Below are 14,447 nucleotides of genomic sequence, written 5' to 3' on the forward strand. Positions count from 1 at the left end.
TGAGCGGGGTGAGGCGGCGTGAACTTCTGGGAGTACCTCAGCAGCCGCCACCAGCAGCTGCTCACGGACGCCTACCAGCACGCCAGCGCGGTCTTCCAGTGCATGGTCGTGGCGACGGTCATCGGGGTGCTGATCGGCGTCGTCACCTACCGCAGCGAGTGGGCCGGCAGCCTCGCCACCCTCACCACCTCCGCCCTCCTGACCATCCCGTCGCTCGCCATGATCGGTCTGCTGATCCCGATCGTCGGCCTGGGCGTGCCGCCGACGGTGGTCGCCCTGACGCTGTACGGGCTGCTGCCGATCGTGCGGAACTCGATCGTCGGCCTGCGCGGGGTCGATCCCGCGCTCGTGGACGCGGCGACGGGCATCGGGATGTCGCGGCCGGCCCGGCTGGTACGGGTGGAGCTGCCGCTGGCCTGGCCGCCGATCCTCACCGGCATTCGGATCTCGACACAGATGCTGATGGGCATCGCGGCGATCGCGGCGTACGCCTCCGGGCCCGGCCTCGGCAACGAGATCTTCCGCGGCATCGGCTCCCTCGGCAGCAAGAACGCGCTCAACCAGGTGCTCGCGGGCACGCTCGGGATCATCATCCTGGCGCTGCTGTTCGACGCCGCGTACGTCCTCATCGGGCGGCTGACCATTCCGAGGGGGATCCGTGCCTGAGACGGCCGAGACCGCCGAGAGACCCGCGACCGGGCACACGTCCACGACGGGCGCCACCATCGAACTGGAGCACCTCACCAAGCGCTATCCCGGCAGCCGGGAACCCGCCGTGGACAGCGTCAACATGGAGATCAAGGCGGGCGAACTCGTCGTCTTCGTGGGCCCGTCCGGATGCGGCAAGTCCACGACCCTGAAGATGATCAACCGGTTGATCGAGCCGACGGGCGGACGCATCCGCATCGGCGGCGAGGACGTCACCGACATGGATCCGGTGAAGCTGCGCCGCAAGATCGGGTACGCGATCCAGGCCTCCGGGCTCTTCCCGCACATGACGGTCGCCCAGAACATCGCGCTGGTGCCGCAGATGGTCGGCTGGTCCAGGCCGAGGATCAGATCCCGGGTCGAGGAGATGCTGGACCTGGTCGGGCTCGACCCGGCCGAGTTCCACGGCCGCTATCCACGTCAGCTCTCCGGCGGACAACAGCAACGCGTGGGCGTGGCACGAGCGTTGGCGGCCGACCCGCCCGTCCTGCTGATGGACGAGCCGTTCGGCGCGGTGGACCCGATCACCCGCGACCACCTCCAGGACGAGCTGATCCGGCTCCAGCAGGAGCTGCACAAGACGATCGTCTTCGTCACCCACGACTTCGACGAGGCGATCAAGCTGGGCGATCGGATCGCGGTGCTGCGCGAACACTCGCACATCGCACAGTTCGACACCCCGGAGGCGATCCTCACCAACCCGGCCGACGACTTCGTGTCGGGGTTCGTGGGCGCGGGGGCGGCTCTCAAGAGACTCAATCTGACGCGCGTACGGGATGTGGAGATCACCGGCTGTCCGACGGTGACCGTCGACGACCCCCTCCAGTCGATCTTCAACCTGCTCCGGGCGAGCGGTACGAACGAGATCCTGCTGCTCGACAAGCGCCGCCGCCCGTACAAGTGGCTGCGGCGCGGCGACCTGACGCGGGCCAAGGGCTCGCCTGCGCGGGCCGGCACTCTCGTGCACGACACGGTGACCAGGGACGCCACGCTGCGGGACGCCCTGGAGGCAGTGCTCACGGACAACACGGGCCGGGTCGCGGTCACCGGGCGGCGCGGCGAGTACATCGGCGTCGTCGACATGGAGACGCTGATGAACTCCGTGCACGAGCTGCTGGAGGCCGACCGGCTGGAGGCGATGGAGCACCGGCACGAGCTGGAGGAGGCGCGCGCCCAGCAGACCCACTTCGAGCAGGAGGGCGTGGACGCCGGAGAGGCGAAGGCGTGAACACACCGCCCACCGATCAGCGGCCCGAGGGCGAGCACGACGTCAAGGGGCTCGCCTTCCGGGACGAGGGCGAGGCCGAGCAGGAGGCCCCGCCGCCGCCCGTCACGTTCCAGCGCCGGATCACCTGGCGGAAGCTGACCCTTCTGCCCGCCGTTCTCGTGGCCCTCCTGCTCGCCACCTGGCTCTGGTTCCAGCAGGCGAGCCTCGACCCGATCTCCGAGAACGCCCTGTCGAACGGTCAGGTGTCGAAGGCCTTGTGGCAGCAGATCCAACTGGTCGTGATCTCCACATTCTTCGTGCTGATCATCGCCATCCCGCTGGGCATCCTGCTCACCCGCAAGACGTTCCGGAAGGCCACCCCGATCACGATGACCATCGCCAACATGGGGCAGGCCACTCCGGCGATCGGTCTGCTGGCACTTCTGGTCATCCTGCTCGGCTCCGGCCAGAAGGCCGCGCTGATCGGCATCATCATCTACGCCGTCCTGCCGGTGCTGTCGAACACGATCGCGGGCCTGAAGGCCAACGACCCGACGCTGCTCGAAGCCGCCCGCGGCATCGGGATGTCCCCGCTGGGCGTCCTGTCCCGGATCGAACTCCCGCTGGCCGTACCGCTGATCCTCGCGGGCGTGCGGACGGCCCTCGTACTGAACGTGGGCACGGCGACCCTCGCCACCTTCGGCGGAGGCGGCGGTCTGGGCGTCCTCATCACCACCGGAATCACCACCCAGCGCATGCCGGTCCTGGTCCTCGGCTCGATCCTCACGGTGGCGCTCGCGCTGCTCGTCGACTGGCTCGCCTCACTGGCCGAACTGCTGCTCAGACCGCGCGGGTTGGAGGCGGGGTCATGAGGGGTTTCATGGCCTGCGCGGTCACCGGCGGGCTGCTGCTGGCCTCCGGCTGCGGGCTGACCAGCGGCTCCCCCATGGTCGATGACGTCAAGCCCGGCTCGATCGGGCAGGGCGAGCCGCTCAAGGGCGCCGCCCTGACCGTCACCTCCAAGGAGTTCACCGAACAGCTGATCCTCGGCGCGATCATGGGCATCGCCTTCCAGGCGGCCGGCGCGGATGTGCTGGACCGCACCGGCATCCAGGGGTCGATCGGCGCCCGCGAAGCCGTCAAGAGCGGGGACGCGGACGCCATGTACGAGTACACGGGCACGGCCTGGATCACCTATCTCGGCAACAGCACGCCCATCCCCGACCCGCAGAAGCAGTGGGAGGCGGTACGCGACGCCGACCTCGAGAACGGCCTGACCTGGCTGCCGCCGTCCGCCCTCAACAACACGTACGCGCTCGCCATGAACCAGGCCAACTTCAAGAAATTCGGCACCAAGACGCTCTCCGAAGTGGCCGCGCTGGCCGAAAAGGACCCCGGCGCGGTGACGCTGTGCGTGGAGAGCGAGTTCGCCAACCGGGCCGACGGGCTGCCCGGCATGGAGAAGACGTACGGGATGAGCCTGCCGGCGAAGAACATCACGCAGATGGACACCGGGATCATCTACACCCAGGTGGCAAAGGGCAGTTGCACCTACGGGGAGGTGTTCACCACCGACGGGCGCATCAAGTCGATGAACCTGGAGGTGATGCAGGACAACAAGAAGTTCTTCCCCAACTACAACGCAGCGCCCGTGATCAACTCCAAGGCCCTGAAGAAGTATCCGGCGATCGCCGGGGTCATCGATCCGGTGACGAAGAAGCTGAACAACGCGGTGGCCCAGGAGTTGAACGCGAAGGTGGACGTGGACGGCCAGGATCCGCATCAGGTGGCGTTGGACTGGATGAAGGCGGAGGGGTTCGTCAAGGGCGGGTGAGGTGCCCCGGAGGCGTACGGAGACTCGACTCCGAGGACTTACAAAGAAATAGTTGCAAAGAATCTCTTGCAACTACTTCTTTGCAACGCTACTTTTGCATGCATGCAGGAGCGCGAAGAACCGACGACACCGGCCTCGAGCGAACTGGCCCCCCGCACCCTCGACGCCCGCTCACTGCGCGGCCTCGCGCACCCGCTGCGCATGCAGCTGCTGAGCGCGCTGCGGCGCGGTGGACCGGCCACCGCGTCCCAACTGGCGGCGAAACTGGGCGAGTCCAGCGGAGCGACCAGCTACCACCTGCGCCAGCTCGCCGCGCACGGCTTCGTCGAGGACGCCCCGGAACACGGCAAGGGGCGGGAGCGCTGGTGGAAGGCCGTCCACCAGGGGCTCATCTACGACAGCACCCGGTTCACGGGCTCCGATCCGGAGCTGCGCGGAGCGGAGGACACCTTCCTGCACGAGATCGCGAACACCCACACCCGCGAGCTGTCCACCTGGATCGCCACCCGGGACGAATGGCCCACGGCCTGGTCCGGGGCCACGGACATGAGCGACATGACGCTACGGCTGACGCCCGAACTCGCCACCGAACTCGTCGCCAGGATGCACGAACTCGTGGAGAACTACCGCGCGTCGGCTCCCGCCGAGGACACCCCCGACACCGAGCAGGTCCGCATCCACACGCACGTCTTCCCCATCAACCAGAGCTGAACGGAGAAGCACCGATGCTGCACCCCGACACGCACCTCGCCCTGCACCACACCCGCGCCGCCGAGCTCCGCGCCCAGGCCGACGCCCACCGGCTGGCGGCCGAAGCCAGGCAGCCGGGCGAACTGCGCACCCGCCTCGGCTGGACCCTCGTAGAGGTCGGCCTCCGCCTCGCCGCCGCCCCGAAACCGGCGGTCGCCGCCTAACAGTTCGGCACCGAGCCCTTCCCCTTCTCCAGGGAGACCAGGGAGTCCACCGCGCCCTTCAGGGTGGTCACCGGAATCAGCCGCAGCCCCTTGGGAAGCTCCGCCTTCGCGTCCGAGCACTCCGCCTTCGGGACCAGGAAGACCGTCGCGCCGTCGCGGCGGGCGGCCTGCGTCTTGAGGGCGACGCCCCCGACCGCGCCGACCTTGCCGTCGGCGTCGATCGTCCCCGTACCCGCGATGGTGCGGCCCCCCGTGAGGTCGCCGCCGCTGCCGTCGCCGTCCAGTTTGTCGACGATGCCGAGCGAGAAGAGCAGTCCGGCGCTGGGGCCGCCGACGTCGGCGAGCTTGAGGGTGACCTTGACGTCCTTCTCGCGGAGGTACGAGAGCGCCGCCTCGGTCGCCGTGTCCTGGGACTCCTTCATCTGCTCGGCGTTGTGCTGCTCGATCTCCTTGACGCTGTTCCCGCTCGGGTAGACCGAGTCGCGCGGCATCACGGCCCGGTCTGTGGCGAACCAGGCGTCGAGCACATCACTGAGCGAGACGCTCGCGTCCGGGCCCGTCGCCTCGATCGTCGTCATCCGCAGCTGCCCGCTGGTGTCTCGCGCGGGCGCCCCGCTGATCGTGATCACCGGGTCGCCCTTGTTCTCGCCGAGGACGTTCGCCGTCATGCCGGGCTGCGCCAGGGAGAACGGCAGCGGCGCGAACACCGCCGTGGCGAGCAGAGCCACGACGGGGAGGGCGCAGAGGGCGACGGCCTTGGGACGTGTGAGGCGAGAGAGCACAGGATCAATCTAACGTCACCGCTCGGCGCGGCTCCCCCGGCGGGATCAATCCCACATCACCGCTGGGCTCGCCCCCCGTGCAGGTCCCGCCGTGCGGTGGTGAAGCGGCGCAGCGCCTCCGGGAGCGGTTCGATGCCGATGCCGGGCGTACGCGGGACCGGCAGATGGCCGTCCTCGAGGACGAACGGCTCGGTGATGTCCTCGGCGAAGTAGCGGCTGGAGGCGGAGGTGTCACCGGGGAGGGTGAAGCCGGGCAGGGCCGCCAGCGCCAGGTTCGGTGCTCGGCCGATACCCGTCTCCAGCATGCCGCCGCACCACACCGGCAGCCCGTGCGCGTGCGCGACGTCGTGGATGCGGCGGGCCTCCAGATAGCCGCCGACCCGGGCGGGCTTCACGTTCACGACCCGGCAGGCGTCCATCGCGATCGCGGACGCGGTGTCGCGGGCACTGTGCAGCGACTCGTCGAGGCAGACAGGGGTGGCGATGCGCTTCTGGAGCTGCGCGTGCGCGTGCAGGTTGTTCTCCTCCAGCGGTTCCTCGATGAGCAGCAGACCGAACGCGTCGAGCCGGCGCAGCTGCTCGGCGTCCGCGAGCGAGTACGCCGTGTTCGCGTCCACCTGGAGCGGCAGCCCGTCCCCGAAGCGCTCGCGCACCGCCCGTACGGGCTCCAGGTCCCAGCCGGGTTCGATCTTCAGCTTGATGCGGACGTACCCCTCGGCGAGATAGCGCTCGACGTCGTGCGCACGCTCGCCCCGCACCGTGATGTCGGCCATGAGCACGCCCTGGCAGCCGGCCTCGACCCCGGCGTCGGAGGGCTCCATGAGGATCGCGAAGTCGGCCTCGAGGAGATCCGGCCGCTCGGCGGCGATCCTGCCGAGCCCGTTGCGGTCGCCCTCGACCTCCTCGCACTCGTAGAAGACGTACGTGATGTCGCGCGCGGCCGGCGCGGGGACGGTGGCCGCCAGCCGCAGGGCGACCGCGACGCCGCACTTCATGTCGCAGGCGCCGAGGCCGTACAGCAGGTCGCCGTCCAGGCGGGAGGGCAGGTTCCCGGCGGCGGGGACGGTGTCCAAGTGGCCCGCGATCACGACCCGTTCGGGGTGGCCGAGGTCCGTGCGGGCGACCACCGAGTTGCCGACGCGTTCGACGGTGAGGTGCGCGAGCCCGGTGAGGGCCGCCTCTACGGCGTCCGCGAGCCGGGCCTCCTCGCCGCTCTCGGAGGGGATGTCGACGAGGACCCGGGTGAGGGTGACGACGTCGGTGGTGAGGTCGAGGGAGGCGATCCCGGTCCCGAGCGTGGCCCCCACACTGAGCAACGTGAGCTGCCCGACCCCCATGGTCCGTTTCAGCGGACTCCCGGCAGCCTCGGCAACCAGCGCCCCGACCCCTTGCCGCCGCGTCAGCCGAGCCGCCCACCCGCTCTCTTGCCCGACATCCGCCCGCGTACGCACTGTCTCCACCGGGCCACTCCCTCCACCGTTCCGCCATCAGTGCCCCGATGATGCGGACGGCGGGGCGGCGGACGGTGGGCCTATCGGCCAGAGATACAGGAGGCGCTTTGGCGGGTCGGCCAAAGTCAGGGGACAACCGGAAACACGGCCCTGCACACCTGTGGGCAAACGTGCCGCTGGGGAGGGACCCGTCCCAAAGCACGGCGGCACCCGTCCCGAAGCACGGCGGCACCCGTCCCGAAGAAAGCCGCGCCCGTCCCAAAGCACGGCGGGACCCGTCCCAAAGCACGGCGGCACCCGTCCCAAAGCACGGCGGCACCCGTCCCGAAGCACGGCGGCACCCGTCCCGAAGAAAGCCGCGCCCGTCCCGTCCCAAGGAAAGCGGCACCCTGTAAGCGCCGGGCTGCGCGACCCACCCCCGCCCCCACCCTCCGAGCCCAGCCCCGACGCCGGGTACCCAGTGAGCCGACGTCAGCGCAAGGCGTCCGCGACCTCCCGGGCCGCGTCCACCACGCGAGGCCCGACCCGCTCGGGCACAGAGTCGGCGAGCATCACGACGCCGACGCTGCCCTCGACGCCCGTCACCCCGATCAGAGGCGCCGCAGCCCCGCTGGCTCCCGCCTCCAACTCCCCATGCGTCAGCGTGTACCCCGGCTCCCCCACCGGCGCCTGCCGAGCCGCGAGAATCGCCCGCCCCGCAGCCCCCCGGTCCAGCGGATGCCGGAACCCGGCGCGATAGGCGACGTGGTAATCCGTCCACGTCGGCTCCACGACCGCGACGGCCAGCGCCTCGGTCCCATCGACCAGCGTGAGATGAGCGGTGGCGCCGATGTCCTCGGCCAGCGACCGCAACGCGGGCAGCGCGGCCTCCCGTACCAACGGATGCACCTGGCGGCCCAGCCGTAGCACCCCGAGCCCGACCCGGGCACGGCCGCCCAGATCACGGCGTACAAGAGCGTGCTGCTCCAACGTGGCGAGCAACCGGTACACAACGGTCCGGTTGACACCCAGTTTGTTCGACAGCTCGGTGACGGTCAGCCCGTGATCCGTGTCGGCGAGCAGCTTGAGGACGCGCAGTCCCCGGTCGAGCGTCTGAGAGGTCTCCGCGGTCACGACGCCCACTCCTTAGTGGTGAGGTCGACGGCCCCCTCGCGGCGGTTGCGACACCGAGTCCCGTCGGCGACGCGCTTCAGAGGCCGCCGGTCGGCTGACGACCCGGGTTCTTCCCGGGCGTGAGTCGCTTCACGGCTGCGCTCCGCGGCGGCGCTGCCACGGGGCGTGTGCGTAGCGGGACAGTAGCGAGCCGGTCCGCTCAGCGGAAGTCTCCGTCCAGAATCCGGGCAGTGGCTGGTACGGGCTCTTACTCTTTGTCCCGTTACGCACGGCACACACCACTCGGCGTGCACCACCCTTGCACACAGCGCACACGGCACAACACGCGCCTGTGAGGAGGGAACATGCGCTGTACGGCGGGACCTCCGTACAGCCGGAACACCCGCCCGTACGTGACATACGCACCCGCACCGAACGCGGGAAAGCCACACGCCTCGCGCCCCGAGGCCACCCACCCGCTCAGGCATGGCGCCCGGCATCACCGCATCCGGGTGGCCCACTCCTGCACCTTGGCGATCCGCTGCCGCAGCTGCCCCGCCGTCGCCTCCGCGCTCGGCGGCCCCCCGCACACGCGCCGCAGCTCGGTGTGGATCACGCCGTGCGGTTTGCCGCTCTGATGGACGTACGCGCCGACCATGGTGTTGAGCTGCTTGCGGAGCTCCAGCATCTCCTTGTGGGAGACCACGGGCCGCCGCTCGGCGGGGAGTTCGAGGAGATCGGCCTCCTCGTCCGGCTTCTTGCGGCTGTGCGCGATCTGCCGGGCCTGCCGCTTCTGCAACAGCAGCTGAACCTGGTCGGGTTCGAGGAGCCCCGGAATCCCGAGGTAGTCCTGCTCCTCTTCACTGCCCGGGTGGGCCTGCATCCCGAACTCGGCGCCGTCGTAGAGGACCCGGTCGAAGACCGCTTCCGACTCCAGCGCCTCGAAGGAGAACTGCTCCTGCTCCCCGGTGTCCTCGTCCTGCTCCCGGTTCGCCTCCTCCATCTCCTTCTCGGATTCGGCGTACGGGTCCTCCTCGCCCTCCTTCTTGGGCTTGTCGAGGACGTGGTCGCGCTCGACCTCCATCTCGTTGGCGAAGCCGAGGAGGTCGGGGACGGTCGGGAGGAAGACGGACGCGGTTTCCCCGCGCCGCCGGGAACGCACGAAGCGGCCGACGGCCTGCGCGAAGAAGAGAGGGGTCGAGATCGTGGTCGCATACACGCCGACGGCGAGCCGCGGCACGTCCACGCCCTCGGACACCATCCGCACCGCGACCATCCACCGGTCGTCGTTGTGACTGAACTCGTCGATGCGGTTCGAGGCACCCGTGTCGTCGGAGAGGACGAGGGTCGCCTTCGTACCGGTGATCTCGCGGATGAGCTTGGCGTACGCGCGCGCCGAGTCCTGGTCGGAGGCGATGACGAGGGCACCGGCGTCCGGAATGCCCTTGCGCACCTCGGTCAGCCGCTGGTCGGCAGCGCGCAGCACACTCGGCATCCACTCGCCGCGCGGATCGAGCGCGGTACGCCAGGCCTGGCTGATGGCGTCCTTGGTCATCGGCTCGCCGAGCCGCGCCGCGATCTCGTCCCCCGCCTTCGTACGCCACCGCATGTTGCCGCTGTAGGAGAGGAAGATGACGGGCCGCACGACACCGTCGCCGAGGGCGGACCCGTATCCGTACGTGTAATCGGCGGCGGACCGCCGAATCCCGTCGTTCCCCTCCTCGTACGCCACGAAGGGGATGGGGTTGGTGTCGGACCGGAAGGGCGTACCGGTGAGCGCGAGCCGGCGGGTGGCGGGCTCGAAGGCCTCGAGGCAGGCCTCGCCCCAGGACTTGGAGTCACCGGCGTGGTGGATCTCGTCGAGGATGACGAGGGTCTTGCGCTGCTCCACCCGATTGCGATGCAGCATGGGCCGCACGCCCACACCCGCGTACGTCACGGCGACGCCCTGGTACTCCTTGCTGAGCGGCCCCGCGCTGTACTCGGGATCCAGCTTGATCCCTATCCGTGCGGCCGCCTCCGCCCACTGCTTCTTCAGATGCTCGGTCGGGGCGACCACGGTCACCTGCTGCACGACATGGTGGTGCAACAGCCAGGACGCGAGCGTCAGCGCGAACGTCGTCTTACCGGCGCCGGGCGTGGCGACGGCCAGGAAGTCACGCGGCTGCTCCTGGATGTACTTCTCCATCGCCCCCTGCTGCCAGGCACGCAGCTTGTTGGCGGTGCCCCAGGGGGCACGGCCGGGGAAGGCGGGTGAGAGGTGATGCGAGGAGGACGCTGTGGCGAAGGTAGGGGCGGGCCCGGAGGGCCCTCCGTTGAGGGTGGTGGCGGGCGACGGGCGGGCGGTAGTCACGGTCTCCGTGGGGTGGTTGGGCGGCTCGGCTACGTATGACAACCGGGCCACCCTACCGGCGACCCGGATGTGTCAACGCGCGGACGACGCCGGGTCAGCCGTGGATGGGATCCACCTCACAGACCGCGCAGCCGGTCCGCGATCGCCCCGATGTCGCTCTCCTCACCGGAGGCCACATCGATGACCAGGTCGTACGCCGCGTCCTGGTCGCAGGACACGAGGTCGACGCCGTTGACGGCGAGGAAGGTGGCCGCGGAGAGCCAGGCCGTCCGCTTGTTGCCGTCGACGAGGGGGTGATTCGTGGCGATGGCGTGCAACAGCGCGGCCGCCTGCTCGGAACACCCACATGGACGCCGCCGTCCCGGACAGCAGCAGCCCCGCCGCGAACGCACCGATCCCCGCGGTCAGCGAGGCCAGCGGCCCGTCCCGGTCCGACCATTGCCCGGCGAGCACCATCCCGAACAGGCTCGTCGTGAAGTAGCCCGAGAACGCGAACGCGTACAGCGACACCCCGTCGAGCTCCCGCGCCGCCACGGGCATCGCCGTCCCCACGGCGGTCGCCTCGAAGGCGATCACCAGCACGACGGAGACGATCCCGACACTGAGCGCCCGGTACCGGCGGCTCAGCACACCGCCTTCCACCTCCGACGGTGCCGTCGCGACATCACTCGTTTCCAGGGCAGCCATGACGGTCAGCGTAAGGGGCACAACTGGCATTCGCCCCTGTCCGGAGACGGTGATCGACTGGGCCTTTGGTCGTACGACCAGCCACGACCCACCGGGCCCCGGGCCCCCTGCGGTTCATGAACGGCGTATGGCAGTCCCGTTGCAGCGCCAGCCCCTCCCTTGAGCCCCGCCCGTGCCGCCGCCTACGGTCTTCTCATCAGGTTCGGAACGAGTGAGCCGTGCCGCACCTGACCTTGGCCGTCCGCCTGAGTGACGGCCAATGTGTTCGGCCGTGTGCCCGAGTGGTTCAGGAACTCGCCTGCGCAGAATCCATCAGCGGGCTCCGCCCGCGGGGAGTTACGCGGGTTCGATTCCCGCCACGGCCTCCAGCGCCTTGATCAGGAAAAGCAAGAGGGCGGCACCCCGGAAGGGGTGCCGCCCCCTCGTCCTCGACCACGTCGAAGAATCGCGGTATGCGGCGGCCGTGGACCGCTCGTGGGAGAGGTTGTTCGCGGGGCGACTGCGAGGGGGGTGGGCGAGGGCCGGTGAGTGTCGGGCCGGGTCACCGTCGGGCGGGTGTGCTGCGACGTCGGTTGCTCCGCGGTGCCGGGCAAGGTGACGCCGCCGCGCCGCCCGCCCCTACGGCGCGGGCGGTACGCCCTTGAGATCGCCGGGCGGGTCGACTAGCTGACGCCGACGCCGCGCGTGAACGGCTCGAAGGTGTGGCTGAATTGCCAGGCGTCCTGGGTGATCCCGGAGCAGGAGTTGGCGCCGGCGGTGCCTACGCAGCCGCCGTTGTCCCGCTGGAGTGCCCAGAAGGAGAGCGTGTTGATGCCCTTGGCGACGGCCCATTTCTCCACCGTGAGGGCGTCCTGCGTGGTGAAGGTCTCCTCGGGTCCGTAGTCGTCGATGCCGGGCATCTCGGTGACGCCGATCATGTGCCACAGCTTCGCCGGGTTCTTCTTCGGGTAGAGGGCCGCCAGTTGGTCGTGCAGACCGGAGGCGGCCGTCTCGGTGTCGGCCGCCATGTCGTGGGTGGCGCCGTCCCAGTAGTCGAACGTCATGATGTTGACGACGTCCACGCGCGCGCCGTTGTCGACGGCGTTCTGCAGCAGCGCGACGCCACTGGGCGCGAGGCCGGTGGTGGTCGTGGGGAGGGTGTAGGAGAACTGCACGCGGTGGCCGGTGCGTTCGGCCCAGCGCCGGACCTTCGCGATGGCTTTGTTGCGGCGGTCGATCCCAGCGGTGTTGTTGATGGAGTCGGCCTCGATGTCGAGGTCGATCCGGGTGACGCCGTAGGTCGTGACGAGGCTCTCGTACACCTTGGCGATGGAGTCGACGCTGGTGCAGCTGTCGGCCAGTTCGGTGCCGGTGGTGTCGGCGCTGTAGCCGCCGAAGGACGGGATGACGTTGCCGCCGCGGGCCTGGATCTTGGCGATGTCACCGCCGAAGGTCGCCTTGGAGATCGGCTGGGTGGACTCACCGTTCCAGTAGGCGGTGCACGAGCCCGCCTCGGCGGTCTGGAGGAAGGCCATCGTGAGGTACTTGTTGCCCGACTCGGCGGCGAGCGTGGCCGGGCTTTCGCCGGTCCATGCCTCGAAGTACGGCGCCGCAACGTGTGCGGGCATGGGCTTCCCGGTGTACGAGGGTGCCGATTGCGCGGCGAGCGCGCCACCTCCCCCAAGGGCAACCAGCCCGGCCGACAGGGTGGTGACGGTCATACAGGACAGCAACGCACGAAGAGGACCAGGTCGTCTCATTGACGCTCCCATAGCGAAGAAGAGCAGGCGGGGACAGCGGAAAGACAGAACCGAGAGACGTACGCCGGATCGGTGAGCGCCGGCGAACTCCCCCTGACCGGGGGCGAACGACGACTATCGTTGGACTAGACCAATCATCTGTCAAGGTTCTTTACAGTTAACTGACCCGAGTTGGTGCGAGAGGTGGGGTGTCACGCTCGACCCTGATGCGCGGGCCCGACCGCACAGGCGGGGATCTCCAGCCCGGCCTGGTCGACTGACGACCTCGTGCACGGTCGGCCGTGGCACGAGGTCGCTGGTGTGCGGCGTCCGCCTACGCGTACAGCGTTCCGCCCGCCTGGTCCTCGAAAATCTCGGGCCAGTAGCGCCGGCCGTCGTCGCCGGGGAGGGACGGGGTCGGATCGCAGGCGACGGGGTCGACCGTGGCGAGGGCCTGGGCCATCGTGGCGGCGAGTTGTTCGTAGGAGTCGGTCAGGTCGTGGGCCGCGTCGATCGTCTTCTCACGGTGGAGCAGCCAGAGGGTGAAGGCGAGGGTGGAGATGTCGGCGTTGAGGGGGCGGAGGGTGAGGTCCGGTTCGCTCCATGCGAGGACCGCGCCCGTGGTGCCGTCCACGACGAGGCTCGTGTCCTCGAGCAGATGGCCGAGGCGTATCAGACGGTCCGCGGCGGCGGGGAGTTCGTCGGCGGTGAAGTCGCCGGGGCGCTCGTCCGCGTAGTACTCGCTGAGCGCCGGCAGCGGCACCTCCGTGTCCAGCTGGAAGAGGAGCCCGTCCTCGGGCAGGCCCGTCTCCCGCAGGAACCGGCGTGTGGGTTCGTGCGCGAGCGCGGACGGGAAGTCGACCTCTTCGAAGCGCATGATCTCGCCCGCGCCGAACTCCTCGTCCAGCAGCCGCTTCGGCAGGTCCAGGACGAGTCCGTCGCCTGGCCCGGCGATCCGGGCCAGCGGGCGGATCAGGGCGGCCATCCGCCAGTACGGCGGCACCTCGCCACCCGCGCCCGACTCGAAGACGGCGGTCAGACGGTCCGACGTCTCCGTGACCGCCTTCGGGCCGAACCGACCTCGGGGCGCGGTCAGTTCCTCCGTCGCGGCGGCGAAGCGCAGCAGCGCCTCCAGGGAGGGGGCGAGGGGTGACAGGTCCATCAGGGCCGGGTTCCGGTGGACGTACGTCGTGGAGACCTCCCCCGTCGTCCCGTCCAGCACGATCAACTCCAGGTCCCTGTCGAGGCTGCGCAGCGCCCCTATGACGAGCTGGTCCCTCAGCTCCTCGGCGAGCTTCTCCGCGTCGCCGGCCAGGTCCGCGAGCCTTCGCAGCCCGTGCTCCCGCAGTGTGCCGAACCCCAGCAGCGTGCCGTCGGAGGGCAGTCCTGCACCCGTCAGCCACCGGCGCGTCGCCGCGTGCGTGACATACGGATCCAGCTCGTCGTCGGTCAGCGTGACCGCGCCGCCGACATCGGTGTCAGTCGTACTCATGGCTCCCCGCGCATGTGAACGCATCGTGCTTCCCCCAGGTGGGAACACCCGGCCGCCCAACGGCAGTTCCCCACTGACCAGAACCATACGCCGCACCACTGACAACGCCAGAAACACGCAGGAACGGTCCGCCCACACCGGGGAAACATACGCCCCGGAACCTCCGGGCCCTGGCCCGGACCGCCCTCGGCCGGCCGATGTTTTTCGCC

General features: G+C 69.7%; 12 protein-coding genes, 1 tRNA gene and 2 pseudogenes. 7 read left to right on the forward strand and 8 right to left on the reverse strand.

Features of this window, described 5'->3' with window-relative positions:
• Positions 1-18 precede the first annotated feature (18 nt).
• The 6 genes from OG390_RS19750 to OG390_RS19775 all read left to right on the forward strand — a co-directional run bounded on the left by OG390_RS19750 (position 19) and on the right by OG390_RS19775 (position 4,663).
• Positions 19-666 carry an ABC transporter permease gene (locus tag OG390_RS19750; RefSeq protein WP_406169674.1) on the forward strand — a complete coding sequence of 216 codons (648 nt, stop codon included), beginning with the start codon at positions 19-21 and terminating at the stop codon, positions 664-666.
• Positions 659-1,936, forward strand: a complete 1,278-nt coding sequence (locus OG390_RS19755) for a betaine/proline/choline family ABC transporter ATP-binding protein (protein ID WP_406169676.1) — start codon at positions 659-661, stop codon at positions 1,934-1,936. The genes OG390_RS19750 and OG390_RS19755 overlap by 8 nt, the downstream gene beginning before the upstream one ends.
• Positions 1,933-2,787 carry an ABC transporter permease gene (locus OG390_RS19760; RefSeq protein WP_406169677.1) on the forward strand — a complete coding sequence of 285 codons (855 nt, stop codon included), beginning with the start codon at positions 1,933-1,935 and terminating at the stop codon, positions 2,785-2,787. Before OG390_RS19755 ends, OG390_RS19760 begins: the two co-directional genes overlap by 4 nt.
• Positions 2,784-3,749, forward strand: coding sequence for a glycine betaine ABC transporter substrate-binding protein (locus OG390_RS19765; RefSeq protein WP_406169679.1), 966 nt, complete (start codon positions 2,784-2,786; stop codon positions 3,747-3,749). The genes OG390_RS19760 and OG390_RS19765 overlap by 4 nt, the downstream gene beginning before the upstream one ends.
• Before the next feature lie 102 nt (positions 3,750-3,851).
• Complete coding sequence (locus tag OG390_RS19770) at positions 3,852-4,460, forward strand: ArsR/SmtB family transcription factor (protein WP_406169681.1); 609 nt, start codon at positions 3,852-3,854, stop codon at positions 4,458-4,460.
• Positions 4,461-4,477: 17 nt separating this feature from the next.
• Positions 4,478-4,663 carry a hypothetical protein gene (locus OG390_RS19775; protein ID WP_406177749.1) on the forward strand — a complete coding sequence of 62 codons (186 nt, stop codon included), beginning with the start codon at positions 4,478-4,480 and terminating at the stop codon, positions 4,661-4,663.
• On the opposite strand, the gene OG390_RS19780 is transcribed toward OG390_RS19775, so the two are convergent.
• The 6 genes and pseudogenes from OG390_RS19780 to OG390_RS19805 form a co-directional block, all read right to left on the reverse strand.
• Positions 4,660-5,445, reverse strand: a complete 786-nt coding sequence (locus OG390_RS19780; RefSeq protein WP_406169683.1) for a S16 family serine protease — start codon at positions 5,443-5,445, stop codon at positions 4,660-4,662. The two genes, OG390_RS19775 and OG390_RS19780, sit on opposite strands and share 4 nt — an antisense overlap.
• A gap of 56 nt (positions 5,446-5,501) precedes the next feature.
• Complete coding sequence (menC, locus tag OG390_RS19785; protein WP_406177750.1) at positions 5,502-6,728, reverse strand: o-succinylbenzoate synthase; 1,227 nt, start codon at positions 6,726-6,728, stop codon at positions 5,502-5,504.
• 639 nt (positions 6,729-7,367) lie between these two features.
• The gene (locus OG390_RS19790; RefSeq protein ID WP_189184748.1) at positions 7,368-8,009 is read right to left on the reverse strand and encodes an IclR family transcriptional regulator; all 642 of its coding nucleotides are present in this window, start codon (positions 8,007-8,009) and stop codon (positions 7,368-7,370) included.
• 478 nt (positions 8,010-8,487) lie between these two features.
• Entirely contained in the window at positions 8,488-10,341 is a 1,854-nt protein-coding gene (locus OG390_RS19795) for a DEAD/DEAH box helicase (protein ID WP_399080670.1), read from the reverse strand.
• A 116-nt stretch (positions 10,342-10,457) separates the two neighbouring features.
• Positions 10,458-10,676, reverse strand: a pseudogene (locus OG390_RS19800) (type II toxin-antitoxin system death-on-curing family toxin); the annotation flags it as partial.
• A pseudogene (locus OG390_RS19805) lies at positions 10,657-11,028 on the reverse strand (MFS transporter); the annotation flags it as partial. The pseudogenes OG390_RS19800 and OG390_RS19805, both read right to left, overlap by 20 nt.
• A 267-nt stretch (positions 11,029-11,295) precedes the next feature.
• Here OG390_RS19805 and OG390_RS19810 point away from each other — a divergent pair.
• Positions 11,296-11,396 (forward strand) — tRNA-OTHER (locus OG390_RS19810).
• 294 nt (positions 11,397-11,690) lie between these two features.
• Here OG390_RS19810 and OG390_RS19815 read toward each other — a convergent pair.
• Positions 11,691-12,728, reverse strand: coding sequence for a chitinase (locus tag OG390_RS19815; protein ID WP_406169685.1), 1,038 nt, complete (start codon positions 12,726-12,728; stop codon positions 11,691-11,693).
• A 352-nt stretch (positions 12,729-13,080) separates the two neighbouring features.
• Positions 13,081-14,238, reverse strand: coding sequence for an SUKH-4 family immunity protein (locus OG390_RS19820; protein WP_406169687.1), 1,158 nt, complete (start codon positions 14,236-14,238; stop codon positions 13,081-13,083).
• Positions 14,239-14,447 lie beyond the last annotated feature (209 nt).

The sequence above is a fragment of the Streptomyces sp. NBC_00996 genome (assembly GCF_045162675.1).
Lineage (GTDB): Bacteria > Actinomycetota > Actinomycetes > Streptomycetales > Streptomycetaceae > Streptomyces.